Here is a 19,971-nt window from a genome sequence, read left to right as displayed (position 1 = left end):
TCGATGCCGAAGTCGTGCAGCAGCCGGGTCCGCACGGTCGCGGAGTCCACGCCCTCGGGCACCCACACCGTGGTCGTGCTCGCCCGGGGTTTGTGGGTGGCGCCGCGGCCCGCGACCAGGGCGCGCAGCGGTGTCAGGGTGTCGTTGCTGACCAGACCTGCCCACACCAGGTCCCACAAGGCGGCGAGCACCGCCTGGTCGTCGGGGGCCGGTTCCGCTTGGGAGAGCAGGATTTCGCCCGCTCGGTCGGCCAGCTGGCGGAAGAACAGCGCTCCTCCGTCCAAAGTGGACAGAACGGCGGCGTGCAGCGGGGTCGCGGGCGGGTCGTCCTCGGGGTCGGGCAGCAGCAGGTCGGCCACCTCGGTGGGGGCCAGCACGAGCCAGCCGTCACCCCCGGCCAGCGCGCCGCTGCCGGTCCAGGTGACCTCGCCGCTGGCGGTGAGCTGGTCGAGCAGAGCGGGGGAGTAGCCAGGCAGCCGGGCGGGCAGGATCAGCGACTCCAGGGCGCTGGCCGGTAGTGGCACGCCGGCCAGCTGTTCCACCACGGAGAGCACGTCGTCCACGGTCGGCGCGAACCGCATCCGCCGGGTGACCCCGTGCCAGGCGGGCAGGAATCGGCCCAGTGCGGCGGGTTCCACCGGTTCGACCTCCGCGCGCAGCCTGGCCAGCGAGGCACGGCGGAGCCTGCGGAGCACGTCGGCGTCGCAGTACTCCAGGCCGCCGGCGGGCGCGTGCGCCTCGGCCAGCGGACGCAGCTCGCCCTTGACCAGGCGGCCAAGGCCGGTCTGGCGTTCCAGTACGGCGGTGACCACGGCCACGCCCAGTCCGAACCGGGCCGCGGCGTCGGCGGCGGTGAACGGGCCCCGGCCGCGGGCGTAACGGGACAGCAGGTCGCCGAGCGGATCGGGCACCGGCTCGGTGAACACCTCGGGCACGCCCACCGGCAGGGCCGCGCCCAGCGCGTCCCTGACCCGGCCCGCGTCCTCAATGGCCAGCCAGCGCGTCTCCCCAGCGATGCGCACCTGGATGGCCCGGCGGGTCGCGGCCAGCTCGGTCAGCCACGCCAGCTGGATACCGCGGGCGGCGGCCTCCTCGGTGGACAGGTCGCCGAGGAAGCGCAGCAGGTCGGCCGCGCCCTCCAGGTCGCGGACCTGGCGGTCCGGGCTGAGGCGTTGCAGCTGCTGCTCGATCTCGGCGAGCACCTCGGGATCGAGCAGTTCGCGGATCGCCTCCGCGCCGAGCAGTTCGGCGAGCAGGGTGGTGTCCAGGGACAGCGCGGCCGCGCGACGTTCGGCCAGCGGCGCATCGGTCTCGTAGAGGAACATCCCGACGTAGCCGAACAGCAGGCTGCGCGCGAACGGCGAGGGCGAGGGGGTCTCGACCTCGACCACCTTGACCTTGCGCCCGCGCACCTCGGTCATCAGCGCGCGCAGGCCAGGCAGGTCGTAGACGTCCTGCACGCACTCGCGCATGGCCTCCAGCACCACCGGGAACTGCTCGTAGCGCGCGGCCACGGCCAGCAGCTGGGCCGAGCGCTGGCGTTGCTGCCACAGCGGGACCCGGCGTTTCGGGTCGCGGCGGGGCAGCAGCAGTGACCGGGCGGCGCACTCCCGGAACCGGGCGGCGAACAGCGCCGAGGAGCCCAGCTCGGCGACCACGACCTGTTCGACCTCCTCCGGGTCGAGCAGCACGTCCTCCGCGGTGGGCAGCACCTCCCCGCCGTCGCTGTCCCAGGCATCCGGCAACCGCAGCACGATCCCGTCGTCGGAATGCGCGACCTGTGCCTCCAGCCCGCGCCGCTCGCGTAGCCGGGCAGCCACCGCCAGCGCCCACGGTCCGTTGACCCTGGCCCCGAACGGGGAGTGCACCACCAGCCGCCAGTCGCCCAGCTCGTCCCGGAACCGCTCCACCACGATGACCCGGTCGTTGGGCACGTGCCTGGTGGCCGCGCGCTGTTCGGCGAGGTAGCTCAGCAGGTTGTCGGTCGCCCACTCGTCCAGCCCGGCCGCCGTGGACCGCGCCCTGGCCTCCGATTCGTCCATTGTGGACAGTTCGCGGACGAACTTGCCCAGTGCCCTGCCGAGCTCGAGCGGCCTGCCGGGGGAGTCGCCCTTCCAGAACGGCATCCGCGCGGGCTGGCCGGGCGCCGGCGTGACGATCACCCGGTCGTGCGTGATGTCCTCGACCCGCCAGGCGGAGGTCCCGAGCAGGAAGGTGTCACCGACCCTGGACTCGTAGACCATCTCCTCGTCCAGCTCGCCGACCCGCGATCCCGAGCCCTCGGCGCTGGCCGGGGTCATCACGGTGAACAGGCCGCGGTCGGGGATGGTGCCGCCGGAGGTGACCGCGAGCCGCTGCGCGCCTGGGCGGCCGCGGAGCTCGCCGGTGATCCGGTCCCAGGTGATGCGGGCACGCAGCTCGCCGAAGTCCTCGCTGGGATAGCGCCCGGCGAGCATGTCGAGCACGGCGTGCAGCGCCGAGTCGGGCAGCGCGGCGAACGGCGCGGCCCGCCGCGCTAGCGCGGCCACCTCGGGCACGGTCTTGGGTTCGAGCGCGACCATGGCCACGATGTGCTGGGCCAGCACGTCCAGTGGGTTGCGCGGGTACCGCACGGCCTCGATGGCGCCTTCGGCCATCCGTTCGGCGACCACCGCGCAGGCCACCAGGTCGCCGCGGAACTTGGGGAACACCACGCCCTTGGACACCGCGCCGACCTGGTGCCCCGCCCGGCCGACCCGTTGCAGCCCGGCCGCCACCGAGGGCGGCGCCTCCACCTGGACCACGAGGTCGACCGCGCCCATGTCGATGCCCAGTTCCAGCGAGGAAGTGGCGACCACGCAGGGCAGCACGCCGGACTTCAGCTCCTCCTCGACCAGGGTGCGCTGCTCCCGGGACATCGAGCCGTGGTGCGCCCGCGCGATCACCGGGTGCGCGCCGGTGGTCAGCCCGGACTGGCCGATCGCCTCGGCGGGGAACTGGTCGAGCTCGACCCGGTCGTCGGGTTCGGTGGCGAGCTCGTTGAGGCGGGCGGTGAGGCGTTCGGCCAGGCGCCGGGAGTTGGCGAAGACGATGGTGGACCGGTGCGCGCGGACCAGCCGCAGCACCCGCTCCTCGACCGCGGGCCAGATCGAGGTGCGCTTCTCCGCGCCCGCGGCCGACCCGCTGACCTCCCCGGTCGGCTCGCCGAGGGTGGACATGTCCGCCACCGGCACCTCGACCCTGACCTCGATCGTCTTGGGCGTCTTCGGCTGCACCACCTCGACCGGGCGGCCACCGGCCAGGAAGGCGCTGACCTCCTCGATCGGCCGCACCGTCGCGGACAGCCCGATCCGCTGGGCAGGCGCCTCCAGCAGCTCGTCCAGGCGTTCCAGGGACAGTGCGAGGTGCGCCCCGCGCTTGCCGCCCGCCACCGCGTGCACCTCGTCCACGATCACCGTGTGCACCCCGCGCAGCGAGTCCCTGGCCGCCGAGGTGAGCAGCAGGAACAGCGACTCGGGGGTGGTGACCAGCACGTCAGGCGGTTTCCGGCCGAAGGCGCGCCGCTCGTCGGCCGGGGTGTCGCCGGTGCGCATGCCGACCGCGATCGCCGGTTCGGGCAGGTCCAGCCGGTGACTGGCCTGGCGGATGCCCGCGAGCGGTCCGCGCAGGTTGCGCTCCACGTCCACGGCCAGGGCTTTCAGCGGGGAGACGTAGAGCACCCGGCAGCGGCGGCGGGCGTCCTCCGGCGGCGGGTCGGTGGCCAGCCGGTCCAGCGCCCACAGGAAGGCGGCAAGGGTCTTGCCCGATCCGGTGGGCGCCACGACCAGGGCATGCTGACCAGCGGCGATGGCCCGCCAGGCGCCCAGCTGGGCCGCGGTGGGCTCGGCGAAGGCACCCCGGAACCAGTCCCGGGTGGCGGGGGAGAACATCGGCAGGTCGGCCATGGCACCCATCCTCACCCCATACCCCGACAATCGGCCTAATCGGTTATCCACAGGCCCCGGGTCGGGGCGGAGTTATCCACAGGGCGGCGGGGTGCCGGTTGCGGGCCTGGGCCGGGGCGGCGCAGAGTGGCGTGGCCGGGAACTCCCGCATCGCTCGGACCGCGAGGACCGGTTCGGAGGTGTCGCGGAGTCGAGGCTCGTGACAGGCGATGACGGCCGTGCGCGTGCTGTCGCCGGTGTGGATCAGGAGAGCGCTGGCTCGGTTCGGACGGACAGCGCACCTGGGCGGACCGGCGGACCGGAGTAGCGCCGGTGCGGACTGGGACGTGGCCGCGTCGCGGTCGAGGACTGGATCGCCCACGCCCGCGTGGACGGCCGGAGCCGTGCTGGTTGGCCGCGTGCGTGACCGACCGGGCCAGGTCCAGGCCGGGACTGGACCGGACTGGACCGAGCCGGGCACTGGACCGAGCCGGGCACTGGACCGAGCCGGGCACTGGACCGAGCCGGGCACTGGACCGGGCCGCGGTGTGGTCGCCGACTGGCCGCGGGCCGTGGGCCGGTTACGGCTTGCGGCCGTAGTGGACCGTTCGGGCGGTCAGGAAGAACAGGTCCTGGCGCTGGTCGACGCTCGCCGGGTCGGCCGGGTCGAGCAGGCGGTCCATGGTGGCGAGATCCTCGGCGTCGAGGACCTCGGTGGCCATGTGGCGCTGGCGTTCCAGGCTGTGTCGGATGAACTGGCGATGGGAGGTGGACAACGGAGCTGGGTGATCGATCAGGAAGGTCTTGCTGCGGACCGCGGTCAGGCCGGCGTTGGCGAGCAGGGCCCGCCAGTCCTCGGCCACGGTGACCGAGCCGGGCAGGTCGGCGCGCATCGCGTTGAAGCGGTCGGCGATGGCCGCGTCCAGGCGGGCGGCCAGGCCGGGACGGCCGAAGCCCAGGTCGCGCGGGAACGCGCGGATGGGCAGGCCGCCTTCGGTGATGGCCAGTTCGCCGCCGGGGTTGAGCAGCGCGGTGAGGCGGTTGAGCGCGTCCTGCTGGTCGCCCACGTGGTGCACGACCTGGCTGGACCACACCAGGTCAGCCGGGCCCAGCTCGGCCAGGCCGTCGGGGAACTCGGCGACCTGGGTGTGCAGGGTGACGCCCAGGCGCTTGGCGCGCTGCTCGGCGCGGTCCAGCAGGCCGGGGGCGCCGTCGACCGCGACCACATCGGCGTCCGGGAAGGTCGCGGCGAGCTGGCAGGCGGCCACGCCGGGGCCGCTGCCGATGTCCAGGACCCGGTTCGGGCTGAGGTGGCTGAGTTCGGCCAGGGCCTGCGTGACGTACGGGGCGTTGGTCTCGCCCTCGCGTTCCAGCAGGTCGGCCATGGCGGTCCAGTCGATGTCGGTCATGTCCTGACTGTGCGCGCCGAGGGGCCAACTTGACAAACTTTGTTGCTGTTTCTGCAATAGGAACATGGACGATGTGCTTGCCGAGGTCGGCCCCCGGCTCAAACGGATCCGCCAGCAGCGCAGGTGCACCCTGGCCGCGCTGTCCGACACCACTGGCATCTCGGTCAGCACGCTGTCCCGGCTGGAGTCCGGGCAGCGCAAGCCCAGCCTTGAGCTGCTGCTGCCGATCGCGCACGCGCACCAGGTGCCGCTGGACGAGCTGGTCGGGGCGCCGCCGGTGGGTGATCCTCGGGTGCGGCTCAAGCCGGTCCGGCACGGTGACCGCACCGTGGTGCCGCTGACCCAGCAACCGGGCGGGCTGCAGGCGTACAAGATGGTCATCGGCGTCAGCCAGAGCGAGCCGGACCCGCGCACGCACGAGGGCTACGAGTGGCTGTACGTGCTCGCCGGGAAGCTGCGGCTGGTGCTGGCCAACCACGACGTGGTGCTCAAGGTCGGCGAGGCGGCCGAGTTCGACACCCGGCTGCCGCACTGGTTCGGCAGCACCGGTGAGGCGCCGGTGGAGATCCTCAGCCTGTTCGGCCCGCAGGGCGAGCGCATGCACGTCCGGGCCAAGCCGCGCGGCGACTGACACCCTCAATTAGGGGATCCGCCCACGTTGCTCCGTTCGGACATGGCAGCATCAGCCTCCGCTGAAGGAAGGCGAGGGGAGAGCTGTGCGCGTCCTGTCCGTTGACCTGGGCACGTCCAACACCGTGGCGGTGCTGTCCGCACACGGCCTGCCGCCGCGGGTCATCGAGGTGGACGGCTCCGCGACCATGCCGTCGGCGGTCTACGCCAACGAGGACGGCACCCTGCTGGTCGGCCGGGACGCCGAACGGCAGGCGCGGCTGGACCCGTCCCGGTTCGAGCCGAACCCGAAGCGGCGGATCGACGAGACCACGCTGCTGCTGGGCACCGACGTCATCACCGTCACCGACGCGCTGGCCGCGGTGCTGGAGCGGGTGGCCAAGGAGACCGCGCGGCAGCTCAACGGAGTGCTGCCGGACGAGGTGCGGCTGACCCACCCCGCGCAGTGGGGCTCGGTGCGGCGCAACGCGCTGGTCTCCGCGGCCCGGCTGGCCGGGCTCGGGCCGAACCTGGTGCTGGTGCCGGAACCGGTCGCCGCGGCCGCGCACTTCGCCTCCTTCCCGGACCGCGAGCTCAGTCCCGGGCAGGCGCTGGCCGTCTACGACCTGGGCGCGGGCACCTTCGACGTCGCCGTGGTCGGGGTCACGCCCACCGGCTTCACCGTGCTCGCCGAGGACGGCCTGCCCGATCTCGGTGGCCTGGACGTCGACCACGCGCTGCTGGTGCACGTCGGCCGCGAGGTCTCCTTCCGCGACCCCGGTCGCTGGCAGCGGCTGCTGCGCCCGGAGTCCACCTCGGACCGCCGCGCCCGCCGCACCCTGCTGGAGGACGTGCGCGAGGCCAAGGAGGCGCTGTCCCGGCACCAGCAGACCGAGGTGCCGATGCCGGAGGAGTTCTCCGACGTGCTGGTCACCCGCACCGAGCTGGAGGCGCTGATCCGGCCCAGCCTGCTGCGCAGCGTGGACGTGCTGGCCAAGACGATCCAGCGCGCGGGCATGGCTCCGGAGCAGCTGGCCGGGATCTACCTGGTCGGCGGGTCCAGCCGGATTCCGTTGGTGGCACAGCTGATCGCCGACCGGCTGCGGGTGGTGCCGGCGAGCCTGGACCAGCCGGAGACCGCGGTCGCCAAGGGCGCGCACGACGTGCCGCAGGACGACAACCCGCTGCGCACCCAGGACGTGACGGCCGCGACGGTTCAGGGCGCGCACGCCGCGGACGGTCAGGCGCAGGACGGGTACGCCCAGGCTGGTCAGAACGCGGCAGGGCACGGGCAATCGGGGCACGGCCAGACAGGGCTTGGCCAAGCGGGGCACGGCCAAGCGGGGCACGGCCAAGCGGGGCACGGGCAGGCGGGGCACGGCCAGGCGGCTTACGACCAGAGCGGGCATGGCCAGGGCGCGTACGACCAGGGTGCGTACGACCAGGCGGCCCACGGCCTTCACACAGCGCACGGGCAGGCGGCGCAGGGCACGCACACCCCGCCGGGCCTGTACTCGCCGCAGGACATCCACGCGACGGGCGGCTATGCGACCGGCGGCCATGCGGCAGGCGCCCACGCGACGGGCAGCCACGCGACAGACGGTCAGGCGACGGGCGGTCACGCGACAGGCAGCCATGCGACGGGCAGTCACGCGGCGTGGGGCGGGCAGTCGCCGTATGTCGCGCAGCCTGGTGCCACACCGGCCGCTGGACTGCCGAACCAGTCGCAGTACCCGGTGCAGCAGCAACCTTACGGCTCGCAGCAGCAGTACCCGGGCGGTCATCCACAGGGCTACCAGCAGGCGCAGCAGGGTGCGGGCAAGAAGAAGAACAAGACGTTGCTGATCGGGATCGCCGCGGCGGTGGTGGTCGTGGTGGGCGTGGTGTTCGGGATCATCGCGTTGAGCGGGTCGAGCCTGCCCAGCGCGCAGGACTGCCAGGCGGTCGGCACGGCCGATGACAAGGGGTTCACCAACTGCACGCGTCAGCTCGCGGGCGCGGTGGCAGACAGCGCGAAGTGCGCCAAGGGCTCTGGGGCCAGCAACCTGCCTGCCGAGATCACCAAGCTGGTCGGGGCGCAGGCCAGTTGCAGTCTGACCGCGGACGGGCAGCAGGTGCAGGTGATCTACCAGCACGCCTCCTCCCAGCAGTCGGCCGATCTGGCCGCAGCCATGACCAAGCAGCTTGCGGGCAAGGGCGAGAAGGTCGAGGCCCAGTGGGAGGGCAACGGTCTCAAGGGGCGCTACTCGGCCGGGGTGAACAACAACACCGGGTGGGTGGTGTTCACCGTGGAGGGGCGGCCGCTGTTCGGAGCGGTCCATGTGAGCGGCAAACCGGCCAGCGCCAATGCGTTGGCCGACCTGTTCGAGCAGAAGATCCAGCCCGGCACCACCAGCTGAGTCGGCGGCGCCCCGCTTCCGGGACGCCGCCTCCTTCTGCTGTCCGAGCGCGGATCAGCCGATCTCGTAGGCCTTGAGCACGGTCTGCTCCACCTTGCTGGACCCGTCGGAAGCCTTGGCGCGCAAGGACACGAAGCCCTTGGCCGGGTTGCGCACCGTCGCCGTCCAGCCCGCCTCGGTCTTGTCCACCTTGGCCTGCTGCCAGGTGGCGCCGTCATCCACCGAGTAGTCCACGGTCAGGTTGTCCGGCTGGGCCGGGCCGTCCTGCCGCGGCACGGTCACCGGGATGGCGAACTCCCGGTCGCCGGGGGCCACGTTGCGCAGGCTCACCGGCGGCGCGAACCGCACGGTGTACAGCGGCAGCGGACCGGTCTCCACCCTGGGCGGGGCGAAGGTCCACACCGAGCTGACCTTGGTGGAGGTGGTCCACCACGGCGCATCCCTGCTGACGTCGGACTCCAGCCGGTACTCCCGGGCCCCGGGGCGGACGAACACCCCGCGGCCGGGCAGGTTGTGCCGCGCCACCTCCTGGCCGTCGGCGAACAGCGCCGTGCTGCCCTTGTCGATCTCCCAGCTTGGGTCGGCCACCCTGGGGTGCCCTGCCGCGTCGGACCACCAGGGTACGGTCACGTCGACCAGGTCGCCCTTGATCCAGGCCCACGGGTGGTTCTCGCCGAGGGTGCTGCTGGTGGTGCCGTGGAACGCGGGCCCGTTGACCGCCTTGTTCCACTCGTGCCGGTAGGACTTGCCCGCCTCCAGCTTCACCTTGGCGGTCAGGTCACCGGAGGCGCCCCACCAGCCGCCGACGCTGAGGTCCCAGTTGCCGGGGGTGAAGTACTCGACCCGTTCGGCCGAGGCCACGCCCTCGGTGAAGCTCTGGGTGCTGATCCAGCCGCTGGGCGTCTGGTAGTAGCCGCCGACGATGGGTGGCTCGTTCTGGCTGTAGCCGTAGTAGACCGAGTTCACCGTGGCCAGCTCGGCGGGCTTGGCCTGGTACTCCAGCTTGGCCGGGACCTTGCCCGCGGCGGGGTAGGCCAGCTCGTAGCGGAACTTGCTGCCCTTGCGCGCGATCAGCGACACCTGGCCGCCGGTCTTGGCGAACTCGGCCAGCTTCGGCCCGTACTGGCCGAAGGCCCGCACCGAGGGCAGCACCGCCGGGTTCTCCTCCTCGGCCAGCTTCGCGGCCGCGCGGAAGGGCTGCTCGTCGCTGACGTAGAGGCCGGCGACCACGCCACCGGCCGCCTTGATGTTGCGGATCCGTTGGTACACCTCGTCATAGGTGGTCTGGCCGGGCAGGCCGATCACCACGAACTTGCCCTTGGCGTCGACCTTGGCCAGCTCCTCCACCGTGCCGCTGCCCGCGTACACCGACGGCAGCTTGGTGTTCATCGGGTCCTCGGCGGAGCCGCGCAGCCAGCCGGCGGCCAGCTCCTGGCGTTGCGCGCCTTCGGTGAACAGCTCCATCTCCGGCTCCTCCAGCCGGAAGTTGTTGGCGAAGCTGAACGACGGGGAGCTGACCCCGGGGGTGGAGTAGGCGGAGAAGTGGGAGAACTGGGGGTTGAGGAACCAGCCGAAGCTGTGTGTCCGCCCGGTGTCCTTGATCTGCTGCCGCATCTGCACCAGCCAGGAACCACCCCGCGCGGCCGCCTGGTCGGTGCTGACCTTGACCTGCTTGGCCTGCCGGGCGTCGAAGTTCAGCGTGGCCGACTTGCTGATCTTCACCACGGGGTTGGCCACCATCGCGAGGGTCGGCTCGCCGTCCGGCTGGGGAGTGATGATCGAGCCGGTCGCGGTGTAGGTGCCGGGCGGCACCCTGGCGCTGCCGCCGAGCGATATCTGGTAGGCCACACCGTCCTGGTGGCGGGTCAGGAAGACCTCACCGTTGCCCGCGGTGCCGGGCTTGCCGTCCTGCCGCAGCACCTTGGCGGTGACGTCGTAGTGCTCGCCTTCCTCGTGCGCGCCGACCAGCGAACGCACCGTGGTGCTGCCGTCGGTGGCGGTCAGCACGCCGCCGTAGCTGCCCTGCTTGGCCGTGCGCGGGGTCAGCGTGAGTGTCACCGAGGCCTGACCGCCCGCGGGCACGGTCACCGAGCTCGCGGACAGCTTGGCCAGGTTCGCCGGAGCCGGAGCGCCCGCGGTGTCGGCCAGGTCCAGCTTCAGGTTCAGGGTGAGCGGCGCGGTGCCCGGGTTGCTGTAGGTGACCGTGCGGGTCTCCGCCTTGGTGCTGGGCCACTTCAGGAACGCGTTGACCACGCTCGGCCCGGCCAGCACCTTGGCCGCGACCGCCTTGCCCAGGTCCATCCGGCCGCCGCCGACGGCGAAGACGCCGCTGCCCGCGACCGGGACCGAGGTGGACACCAGCGCCGACTTGAGCTGCTCGGCGGTCCAGTCCGGGTGCTGCTGCGCCAGGATCGCCACCCCACCGGCCACGTGCGGAGTGGCCATGGAGGTGCCGGATGCCTTGGTGTAGCGCTCGTTCACCGGCTCACCCATGGCGGTGCCGGTAGCGCGAGCGGCCACGATGTCGCTGCCCGGCGCGGAGATCTCCGGCTTCACCGCGCCATCGCCGACTCGCGGTCCCTGGCTGGAGAAGTCCGAGCGGCCGCCGGACTTGGTCACGCTGCCCACGGTCAGCGCCAGGTCGGCGCTGGACGGGCTGGACACCGAACCGGGCGAGCCGAAGTTGCCCGCGGCGATCACGAACAGCGCGTTGTGCTTGCGGGTCAACGTGTTCACCGCCTGCGCCATCGGGTCGCTGCCGTCGGTCGGTCCACCGCCGAGGCTCATGCTGATGACCTTGGCCTTGACCTCGCCCGCGGCCCACTCCATGCCCGCGATGATGTCGTCGAACTGGCCGCTGCCGTTGTCGTTGAGCACCTTGCCGACCGCGAGGTCGGCCTCCGGGGCGACGCCCTTGAACTTGCCGCCCTCGGCCGCGCCCGAGCCCACGGCGGTCGCGGCCACGTGCGTGCCGTGCCCGTCGCCGTCCTTGACGTTGCCCTTGCCGCTGAAGTCCTTGCTGTGCTTGACCTTCCCGGCCACATCGGGGTGCGTGTCGTCGATCCCGGTGTCCAGCACGGCCACCGTGACACCCTTGCCGGTGAACCCGGCCTGCCAGGCGGCCGGTGCGCCGACCTGCGGCACGCTCGTGTCCAGTGCGGACTTCACCTTGCCGTTGAGCCAGATCTTGCTGGCCCCACCGGCGAGCGCGGCCGGCCCCTGCTGGGTCAGCTCACGCCAGAAGTCGCTCGCCGCCGCCTTCTGCCCGTCCACCGCGGCCAGGTTCAGGCTGGGCAGCTCGCGTTGCGCGGTGACGCCCGGCAGTGCCACGGCACGGCGGGTGGCCGCGGCCTCCGGGTACTGCACCAGCAGCGGCAGCACCTTGCTGCGCGCGTCGTCGTAGCCCTGCCGGATCAGGCCGGTGATGTTGAACAGCTCGCGGTCCAGCAGCCCCTCGGCCAGCAGCCGCTCGGCCCGTTGCGGCACCAGGTACCAGTCGGTCTTGCCGTCGCGGGTGACCGGGAACTGCCGGAAGCCGAACGACGTTGAGCGATGTGCCGGGTCGACGTTGAGCTGCCAGTCGCCGTCGGCGCGCTGGGTGGCGCGCACCGTGTCGCCGGTGATCAGGGTGACCTGGTGCTGCGTGCCCGCACCAGGTGCGGGAGCGGGTGCCGCGGCGGCTGATGGCGAGACCGCCAGTGTGGCGCTCGCGGTGGCCAGCGCCACCAGCCCGGCCAACGTCCGTGATCTTCGGTTCATCTCGTTGGACCCCTCGGTAGGAACGGGGCAGGAAGGGAAGCCCCTTTTCCTTAGTGGCCGAAACCTGGTGAGAGTTCCACTTTTTCGTGCGATCCACCGACAACGATCGGCGGGTCAGACCTCATCCCAAGGAGCGAGCTCGTAGGCCCGGCGGAGCAGGTCCATCAGCTCGTGGTCCACCGTGAACTCGACCTCGTCGATGCTGCTCAGGGCGCGGGCGCCGGTGGGCGCGTTGGTGAAGAAGGCGGCCCGGAAACCGGGCAGCTGAGCCGGTTCGACCGGCCGGTCCAGCTCGGGCACGCCCAGCTCGGCCAGGCCGCGGCGCAGCAACTGGTAGGCGATGCCGGGCAGCACGGCCGCCTCCGGCCACACCACGTGCTCCCCGTCGAAGAGGCCGAGGTTCCAGATTGAGCCCTCGCTGAGCCTGCCGCGCTCGTCCAGGAACACCACGTCCGCATAGCCGTCCAGCCGGGCCAGCCGCTGCTGCTGGAACAGGCCGAAGGTGCCCACGTGCTTGAACTCCGGCGCGTCCCTGGTGTACCGCGCGGTGCGGGTGCGCAGGGGAGTGGTCGCGGGCTCCGGCGCGGGGCGGATGAGCACCAGCACCCTCGGCTCGATCGGCGCGCCGAGCCCGTCCCAGGTGAGCGCGGCCGGGAAGACGTTGATCCTGGCGCTGACCGGGCCGGGCAGGCCGGAGAGTGCCTGCCGCAGCAGGGCGCGGACCCGGTCCAGGTCCAGGGTGGTGCCGAACAGCGCGCTGGTCGCCGAGCCGAGCCGGGCCAGGTGCAGGTCAAGGCCGCGGACCCGGCCGTCCACCGCGGTCATGCCGGTGAAGTGGCCGTAGTTGACCGTGGTCGTGGTCAGCAGCTGCTCGACCGTGGCCGGTTGTCCGTCGATCTCGGCACGCAACACGCTCATGCCGCCGACCCTAGGTCTAGGCGCGCTTCGACCTGGTCAGCAGGGTGCGCAACCGGCTGATCGCCCGGTGCTGGGCCACCCGCACCGCGCCCGGCGTGGACCCGACCGCGCTGGCGGTCTCCTCGGCGGACAGACCCACCACCACGCGCAGCACCAGGATCTCCCGCTGCTTCGGCGGCAGGACGTCCAGCAGCTTGCCCATCTCGGTGGACAGCTCGCGGTAGAGCGCCTGCTGCTCCGGTCCGCCCTCGGTGATCACGGTGTCCGGCACCTCGGGCACCGGCTCGGAGATGTTGCGCGCGGCGTGCCGGTAGGCGTCGGCCACCTTGTGCCCGGCGATGCCGTAGACGAAGGCCAGGAACGGGCGGCCCTGCGAGCGGTAGGTGGGCAGCGCGGTCAGCACCGCGAGGCAGACCTCCTGGGCCACGTCGTCGGCGGAGGCGAAGGAACGCTCCTGGCGGCCGATCCGGGTGCGGCAGTAGCGGACCACGATCGGCCGGATGTAGCCGAGCAGCCAGGACACCGACTGCCGGTCCCCCGCGATGGCCGCGGACACCACCCCGTCGAGCTCGGCGTCCCTGGACTCTGGGCGGACCGGGGTGAAGATGGTGGCGGTGCGCCTGGCGATGTCCCGGCGTAGCACCCCGCCGAGTCCCCCTAGGGAATGCGCCTGTGCGGACACTGTGTCGTCCCCTCTCTAGTCGCCCCAGCCGACACGGATTCCTGCGTTCGGACGAACTCTTGCTTCAACTTTCGACTTGTTCTGTGACGCAACGCACGGTGGGACGGGGACGGAGACGGAATGTGATGTCGCCGGGGCAAACCGTTACCTGAATGGCGGTCTTCGGTTGCCCGTTCGGTCGCCCACCGCGAGTGATCCACTGAGCGGTTCCGCCGGGCAGAACCCCATGTCACGATCGAGGCATGGAGCGTCAGCTGTACGGGGACGAGCACGAGGCGTTGCGGGCGACGGTGCGGGAGTTCCTGGCCAGGTCCGTGCTGCCGCACCACGCGCAGTGGGAGCGGGACGGCATCGTGGCGCGGGAGGTGTGGGAGGAGGCCGGGAAGCTCGGCCTGCTCGGCATCGACATGCCGGAGCGCTACGGCGGCGGGGGCGAATCGGACTACCGCTTCTACGCGGTGCAGGACGAGGAGGTGGTGCGGGCCGGGGCCTCCGGGCTGGGCTTCGGGCTGCACAACGACATCGTCGGGCCGTACCTGCGCGAGCTGACCACCGAGGAGCAGAAGCAGCGCTGGCTGCCGGACTTCTGCGCGGGCAAGCTGATCACCGCGATCGCCATGAGCGAGCCCGGCGCCGGCTCTGACCTGCAGGGCATCCGTACCTACGCGCGGCGGGACGGCTCGGACTGGGTGCTCTCCGGGTCCAAGATCTTCATCACCAACGGCATCCTGTCCGACTTGGTCATCGTGGTCGCGCGCACCGACCCGGAGGCCGAGGGCAGCAAGGGGCTGAGCCTGCTCGCGGTGGAGCGGGGCATGCCGGGGTTCGAGCGCGGGCGGAACCTGGACAAGATCGGGCAGAAGGCGCAGGACACCGCCGAGCTGTTCTTCGACGAGGTGCGGGTGCCGGCGGCGAACCTGATCGGCGAGGAGAACCGCGGCTTCTACCACCTGATGCGGTTCCTGCCGCAGGAACGGCTGTCCATGGCGGTCGGCTCGGCCGCGGCGGTGCGCGCGATGCTCGACCTCACCGAGGAGTACGTGCGCGAGCGCAAGGCCTTCGGCCGCTCCATCGGCGCGTTCCAGAACACCCGGTTTGAGCTGGCCGAGATGGAGACGCAGTACTGGGTCACCCAGACCTTCGTGGACCGCTGCGTGCTGGACCTGGTCGCGGGCAGGCTCACCGCGGAGGACGCGGCCATGGCCAAGTGGTGGGCCACCGACATCGACCGCAGGGTGGCCGACCGCTGCCTGCAGCTGCACGGCGGCTACGGCTACATGAGCGAGTACCCGATCTCCAAGTACTTCCTGGACGGCCGGGTGCAGGCGATCTACGGCGGCACCAACGAGATCATGAAGGAGATCATTGGCCGGTCGCTCCGGCTGGACGGCCCGCGGTGACCGCGGTCGCCGCCGCCCAGCGCCGGGTGCTCGGGGTGCTGACCGCGACCCAGGTGCTCGGCGCGGGCGGGGTGGCCGCCGGAGTCGCGGTGAGCGCGCTGGCCGGGGCCGCGCTCTCCGGCAGCGCGGCGGTCGGCGGGATGGCCGCGACCGCCTCCACCATCGGCTCGGCGCTGCTCGCGGTGCCCGCGGCCACCCTGGCGCAGCGGCGCGGACGGCGTCCGGCGCTGGTGCTGGGCTACGGGACCGGCGTGCTCGGCTCGGTGCTGGCGGTGCTCGCGCTGGTGCTGGGCAGCTGGCCGCTGCTGCTGGGCGCGCTGGTGCTCTTCGGCGGCGGCGCGATGGCCGGACTCGCCGCCCGGTACGCCGCCACCGACCTCGCGCTGCCGGAACGCCGGGCGCGGGCGCTGTCGGTGGTGGTGTGGGCCAGCACCGCGGGGGTGCTGGTCGGACCCAACCTGGCCGGACCCTCGGGGCAGGTGGCCGGTGAGCTCGGGCTGCCCGCGGCGGCGGGGGCGTACCTGGTGGCGGCGCTGGTGTTCCTGGCCGCCGCGCTGTGCGCCGGCCTCGGCCTGCGCCCGGACCCGCTGGTGCTGGCCAGGTCCTTCGCGCCGGCCGGGGTGAGCTGCCCGGCGCACGGCGGCGCGCCGGTGGTGCCGCCGGGGGCCTGGTCGGCCTGGCGGCACCTGCGCGGGCAGGCCGGGCTGGCGCTGGCCGGGATCGTGCTCTGCCACGCGGCCATGGTCGGCCTGATGGCGATGACCCCGGTGCACCTGGACCACGGCGGCCACTCGCTGGCCGTGGTCGGCGTGGTGATCAGCCTGCACGCGGCCGCGATGTACGTGGCCAGCCCGGTCTTCGGCTGGCTGGCCGACCGGCACGGCCGGGTGCCGATCCTGGGACTCGGCGCGGCCCTGGTGGTCGCCGCGGCCGGCATCGCGGGCACCGCGGACGGGCAGGACGCGCCGCAGCTCGCGCTGGCCCTGACCGTGCTGGGGTTCGGCTGGTCAGCGGGCGTGGTCGCGGGGTCGGCACTGCTCACCGAGAGCGTGCCCGCCGCCGAGCGGCCCGCCGTGCAGGGCCTGTCGGACTTGCTGATGAACGCCGGTGGCGCCTGCGGCGGGGTGCTGGCCGGAGTGCTGGTGACCGCGGGGTCCTACGCCGCGCTCGGGCTGGTGGTCGGCTTCGCCGCGCTGCCACTGCTGGTGGTCTGCGCGCTCACCGCGCTGCGACCGGCCTAGTCGTCGTCGCGGCCGCGGGAGTTCCGCAGGTACCGGAGGTAGAGCACGATCATGGCCACCAGCGCGCCGATGGTCGCGATGGTGGCGATCGGGGAGGACAGACCGGTGGGGTCGTCGCCGAAGTCGAACACGCGCCGAGCCTACCGGCAGGGGCCGTACTCTGGTCCGCGATGAGAAACACGGTGTTCCGCAGTCTGATGGCCGAGGAGTTCGGCGAGGTCCGCGCCGACATGCTGGCTCGTGACCACGTCTTCTCCGCACTCGGCGGACGGACCCCGAACCAGGCGCTGGACGCGGGATTCCCGGCCAAGCAGGTGTGGCGCGCGGTGTGCGAGGACTTCGACGTGCCGCCAGAACGGCGCTGACCCGCCCGGAGCAGGGACCGGGCGGGTCAGCATTACTTCAACCGGGTGGTCAGAAGGTCAGGCTCCAGGAGTCGATCTTGCCGGTGTCGTAGCTGGCGACGTCCTGCACGCGCAGCTTCCAGGTGCCGTTGGCGACCTCGCTGGAGGCGTTCACGGTGTAGGTGGCCAGCACGTTGGCCGCCGAGTCAGTGGCCGAGGAGCGCTTGAGCGGGTAGACGGTGCCGTCCGGGGCGAGCAGGTCGACCACCAGGTCGCCGCGGAAGGTGTGCTTGATGTCCACCGCGACCTTCAGCGCGCTGGAGGCGTTGCCGGTGCGGCCGCTGACGGTGATCGCGGAGGTCACCGCGGCGCCGCGGTCCGGGATCGCCACGTCCTCGGTGTTGCTGAAGGTGCCTGCGGGCGGGGGAGTGGTGCCGCCGACCGCGGCCACCGTCTTGGTGGCATCGGCCAGGCCCGCGCCGCAGCCGCCGGTGCAGGTGCCGGGCAGCGCCCGCGCGTTGTCCTTGATCAGCTGCTCCACCGAGGCCGGGGTCAGCGCCTTGTCCTTGCCCACCATCAGCGCGGCCAGGCCGGCGATGTGCGGGGCGGCCATGCTGGTGCCCTGGTACGGCTCGTAGTTCTCCGCGCCGGGAGTGCTCGCGCCGTTGTTCAGCGTGGCCCAGATGCCGTTCTCCGGGGTGGTGATGGTGCCGGGGGTGTCGTTGGCCCTGCGGGTCTCGCCGCCCGGCGCGGCCACGTCGATCTTGGCACCGTAGTTGGAGTACCAGGTCCGGTTGCCCTCACGGCTGCTCGCGGCGACCGAGATGACGTTGTTGCAGCTGGCCGGGGTGTAGCCGGAGACCTCGTCGTTGCTGTTGCCCGCGGCCACGACCACCGTGGTGCCGCGGGAGACCGCGGCGTTGATCGCGTTCTGGTAGGTGCTCGAGCAGCTGGACTTGCCGCCCAGGCTCATGTTGATGACCTTGGCCGGGCTCTGGTTGGCCGGCACGCCGGTGACCGAGCCGCCGGAGGCCCAGATGATCGCGTCGGCGATGTCGGAGGTGGCGCCGCCGCACTTGGCCAGCACCCGGATCGGCTGGATCTTGGCGTTGTAGGCGATGCCCGCGATGCCCTTGCTGTTGTTCGTGCTGGCCGCGATGGTGCCTGCCACGTGGGTGCCGTGCCAGCTGGAGTCGGTGTCCTTGGCGGGCACCGGCTGGCCGTTGGCGTCGGTGCCGCACTCGCCGCGCTTGACCCAGTCACCCTCGTCCGCCGGGTTGCTGTCCCGGCCGTTGCCGTCCCTGGCGCGGGCGGCGTCGGCCACGAAGTCGTAGCCGCTGACGATGTTGCTGGCCAGGTCGGAGTGCGCGACGTAGCCGGTGTCGATCACCGCGACGGTCACGCCGGTGCCGGTGGCGGAGTCCCAGGCGCCCGGCACGTTCATGCCGGCGTTGGCCTCGAACAGGTCCCACTGCCGGTGGTACTCGGTGTCGTTGGGCGCGGCCAGCGGCTGCATCAACAGGTCGGGCTCGACGTAGGCGACCTTCGGGTCGGCCCGGAACTCCTCGATGGTGCGCGCGGCCTCGGCCTTGGTGGTCTTGCCACCGAGGTCGACCACGGCCGCGCCGGTGGACATGCGGCGGTGCAGCCGCAGGTCCTTGCCGACCTTCGCGGCCTTGCCACGGGCGTCGCTGGCGGCCGCGTCGTCGGAGCTGGCCTCCAGCGAGCTGGACTGGTAGCCCACGATCAGTCGCTCGAACGGGCGCTCGGTCACCGGCTGGCTGGGCTGGGCGCCGCTGGGGGCGGCCTGGGCGGTCACGGGCAGCAGCATCAGGCTGCTGACGAGGGCGGCGGGCACGGACGCCGTGGCCAGCGCCGTGCGGAACACACGGTTCACAGGGGGCTTCCTTCCAAAGCAGGGGACTCGGAAGGTAGGCATTGGTGTGATCGCAAGCACAGGGTTCGCGGCGGCTGCTTTACGTCAGCACCGTGTTCACGCCATTAGTCGGTCACGTTTCCGTCGTCAACTGACTACGATGCGTTCACGACCTGCGGCGAATGGTCTAATCGATTGCCGACCTGATGGCCGCGTAGTCGGATAATCACTTGAATACAGGTGATCCGGACAATCGGCTTCGGCAGTGCCTTTTCGCTTTCCGGGGGTCACAATGACCGGCACAGGCGGGAGGACGAGTGCTCGAGAACCTCGGGGTCGACCCGGCCCAGTCGGCGGTCTACGAGCTGCTGCTGCGCGGCGGCACGAGCAGCGCCGCCGAGTTGGCCATGGCCGGGTCGGAACGTGATCCGCGCAGGTTGGCCGAGGTGCTGCTGGAGCTGGAGAGCCGGGGCCTGGTCCGCAGGGTGGCCGGTGCGACGGCCCGCTGGTGCGCGGTCGCGCCCGATCTCGCGGTGGAGCTGCTCATCGCCGACCGGGAGAACGAGCACCGCCGCGCCCGCGCCGAGACCGCCCGCCTGATGGAGCTCTACCGGCAGGCCGGCAACGGTTGTCCGGATGACGACTCCATTGTCGAGGTGGTGAAGGGCGCGGATGCCGCGCTGTCCCAGTGGCGGGCCCTGTTGCTCAGTGCCAGGGACGAGGTCCGCGTTCTCGACAAACCGCCTTATCTGTCCCATTCCGAGGAGTTCATCGGGCTGGAGAACGACAGCAGCGAACGTGATGTCTGCTGGCGCGTGGTCTATGAAAGGTCCAGTTTTGAGCTGCCGGGGCGGCTGGCGGAGGTGCTGAGCCTGGTGGCCGGCGGCGAGAAGGCCAGGGTCACCCCGGACCTGCCGTTCAAGCTGGGCCTGGTGGACCGGCGCGGCGCGGTGCTGCCGGTGGTCGGCGCGACCGGCATCGACAGCGTGCTGGTGATCCGCCCGTCGCCGCTGCTGGAAGTGCTGCACTCCACCTTCGACCTGTACTGGGACCGGAGCATCCCGTTCACCGGCGCGGCCGCGGCCGAACCCGAGCCGGAGGTGGACCCGCAGCTGCTCGCGCTGCTGGCCGCCGGGCTGACCGACGAGAGCATCGCCCGGCAGCTGGGCATGGCGCCGCGGACCGCGCAGCGCCGGGTCCGGCAGCTGATGGACCGGTGCGGCGCGCAGACCCGGTTCCAGGCCGGTGTCCAGGCGATCCGGCACGGCTGGCTCTGACGCCCTCAAGTGCGGCTGCCTCAAGTGTGGCCGCGGTCAGGCCGAAACCCTCTCGGGGCGCGGCACCGTACCAGTCGGCGTGTCGGTTTTCGGATCGAACACCTGTTCGGTTAGCCTGTTGTCCACATCGGGCCGGTTATCCACAGACGGCGACT

Annotated in this window: 13 protein-coding genes; 6 read left to right on the top strand and 7 right to left on the bottom strand. The window is 72.0% G+C overall.

Features of this window, described 5'->3' with window-relative positions; all coding sequences use genetic code 11:
- Positions 1 to 3,923 (bottom strand): DEAD/DEAH box helicase (locus tag ACWDY5_RS33850; protein WP_449726207.1); only part of this gene is annotated, 3,923 nt, incomplete at its 3' end.
- A 560-nt stretch (positions 3,924 to 4,483) separates the two neighbouring features.
- Entirely contained in the window at positions 4,484 to 5,311 is an 828-nt protein-coding gene (locus ACWDY5_RS33845) for a class I SAM-dependent methyltransferase (RefSeq protein ID WP_449726206.1), read from the bottom strand.
- 64 nt (positions 5,312 to 5,375) lie between these two features.
- Between ACWDY5_RS33845 and ACWDY5_RS33840 the strand changes: the two genes are divergently transcribed.
- Both ACWDY5_RS33840 and ACWDY5_RS33835 read left to right on the top strand, forming a co-directional pair.
- Positions 5,376 to 5,942, top strand: coding sequence for a helix-turn-helix domain-containing protein (locus ACWDY5_RS33840; protein WP_449726205.1), 567 nt, complete (start codon positions 5,376 to 5,378; stop codon positions 5,940 to 5,942).
- Between the two features lie 85 nt (positions 5,943 to 6,027).
- Entirely contained in the window at positions 6,028 to 8,319 is a 2,292-nt protein-coding gene (locus ACWDY5_RS33835) for an Hsp70 family protein (protein ID WP_449726204.1), read from the top strand.
- A 54-nt stretch (positions 8,320 to 8,373) separates the two neighbouring features.
- On the opposite strand, the gene ACWDY5_RS33830 is transcribed toward ACWDY5_RS33835, so the two are convergent.
- From ACWDY5_RS33830 to ACWDY5_RS33820, 3 genes are all read right to left on the bottom strand, one after another.
- A complete protein-coding gene (locus ACWDY5_RS33830; protein ID WP_449726203.1) occupies positions 8,374 to 12,078 on the bottom strand; it encodes a S8 family serine peptidase in 3,705 nt (1,234 codons plus the stop codon).
- A 114-nt stretch (positions 12,079 to 12,192) separates the two neighbouring features.
- Positions 12,193 to 12,996, bottom strand: a complete 804-nt coding sequence (locus ACWDY5_RS33825) for an aminotransferase class IV (RefSeq protein WP_449726202.1) — start codon at positions 12,994 to 12,996, stop codon at positions 12,193 to 12,195.
- Between the two features lie 16 nt (positions 12,997 to 13,012).
- Positions 13,013 to 13,624: a sigma-70 family RNA polymerase sigma factor gene (locus tag ACWDY5_RS33820; RefSeq protein ID WP_449726212.1), complete on the bottom strand. Its 612-nt coding sequence runs from the start codon at positions 13,622 to 13,624 to the stop codon at positions 13,013 to 13,015.
- A 296-nt stretch (positions 13,625 to 13,920) separates the two neighbouring features.
- On the opposite strand from ACWDY5_RS33820, the gene ACWDY5_RS33815 reads away from it, so the two are divergent.
- Together ACWDY5_RS33815 and ACWDY5_RS33810 are read left to right on the top strand one after the other, a co-directional pair.
- A complete protein-coding gene (locus ACWDY5_RS33815; protein WP_449726201.1) occupies positions 13,921 to 15,078 on the top strand; it encodes an acyl-CoA dehydrogenase family protein in 1,158 nt (385 codons plus the stop codon).
- Positions 15,075 to 16,319, top strand: coding sequence for an MFS transporter (locus tag ACWDY5_RS33810; protein WP_449726200.1), 1,245 nt, complete (start codon positions 15,075 to 15,077; stop codon positions 16,317 to 16,319). The genes ACWDY5_RS33815 and ACWDY5_RS33810 overlap by 4 nt, the downstream gene beginning before the upstream one ends.
- Here the strand turns inward: ACWDY5_RS33810 and ACWDY5_RS33805 are convergent.
- Positions 16,316 to 16,450, bottom strand: coding sequence for a hypothetical protein (locus ACWDY5_RS33805; RefSeq protein ID WP_256510466.1), 135 nt, complete (start codon positions 16,448 to 16,450; stop codon positions 16,316 to 16,318). The genes ACWDY5_RS33810 and ACWDY5_RS33805 overlap by 4 nt on opposite strands.
- A gap of 39 nt (positions 16,451 to 16,489) precedes the next feature.
- Here ACWDY5_RS33805 and ACWDY5_RS33800 point away from each other — a divergent pair, with 39 nt between their 5' ends.
- Positions 16,490 to 16,684 (top strand): DUF3046 domain-containing protein, encoded by a 195-nt coding sequence (locus ACWDY5_RS33800; RefSeq protein WP_252485842.1) that lies wholly within the window; start codon positions 16,490 to 16,492, stop codon positions 16,682 to 16,684.
- 49 nt (positions 16,685 to 16,733) lie between these two features.
- Here ACWDY5_RS33800 and ACWDY5_RS33795 read toward each other — a convergent pair whose 3' ends face one another.
- Positions 16,734 to 18,560 carry a S8 family serine peptidase gene (locus ACWDY5_RS33795; RefSeq protein ID WP_449726199.1) on the bottom strand — a complete coding sequence of 609 codons (1,827 nt, stop codon included), beginning with the start codon at positions 18,558 to 18,560 and terminating at the stop codon, positions 16,734 to 16,736.
- Between the two features lie 296 nt (positions 18,561 to 18,856).
- On the opposite strand from ACWDY5_RS33795, the gene ACWDY5_RS33790 reads away from it, so the two are divergent.
- Positions 18,857 to 19,816 carry a hypothetical protein gene (locus tag ACWDY5_RS33790; RefSeq protein WP_449726198.1) on the top strand — a complete coding sequence of 320 codons (960 nt, stop codon included), beginning with the start codon at positions 18,857 to 18,859 and terminating at the stop codon, positions 19,814 to 19,816.
- Positions 19,817 to 19,971 lie beyond the last annotated feature (155 nt).

Source organism: Crossiella sp. NPDC003009 (assembly GCF_053591555.1).
Note: the sequence above shows the minus strand (reverse complement) of the source record. Positions and strands in the feature narration are given on the sequence as shown.

What these genes read in the sequence shown, in the direction of transcription:
- ACWDY5_RS33845 (WP_449726206.1), bottom strand. Translation starts at nt 5,311, where the DNA reads ATGACCGACATCGACTGGACCGCCATGGCCGACCTGCTGGAACGCGAG.
- ACWDY5_RS33840 (WP_449726205.1), top strand. Translation starts at nt 5,376, where the DNA reads ATGGACGATGTGCTTGCCGAGGTCGGCCCCCGGCTCAAACGGATCCGC.
- ACWDY5_RS33825 (WP_449726202.1), bottom strand. Translation starts at nt 12,996, where the DNA reads ATGAGCGTGTTGCGTGCCGAGATCGACGGACAACCGGCCACGGTCGAG.
- ACWDY5_RS33815 (WP_449726201.1), top strand. Translation starts at nt 13,921, where the DNA reads ATGGAGCGTCAGCTGTACGGGGACGAGCACGAGGCGTTGCGGGCGACG.
- ACWDY5_RS33800 (WP_252485842.1), top strand. Translation starts at nt 16,490, where the DNA reads ATGAGAAACACGGTGTTCCGCAGTCTGATGGCCGAGGAGTTCGGCGAG.
- ACWDY5_RS33830 (WP_449726203.1), bottom strand. Translation starts at nt 12,078, where the DNA reads ATGAACCGAAGATCACGGACGTTGGCCGGGCTGGTGGCGCTGGCCACC.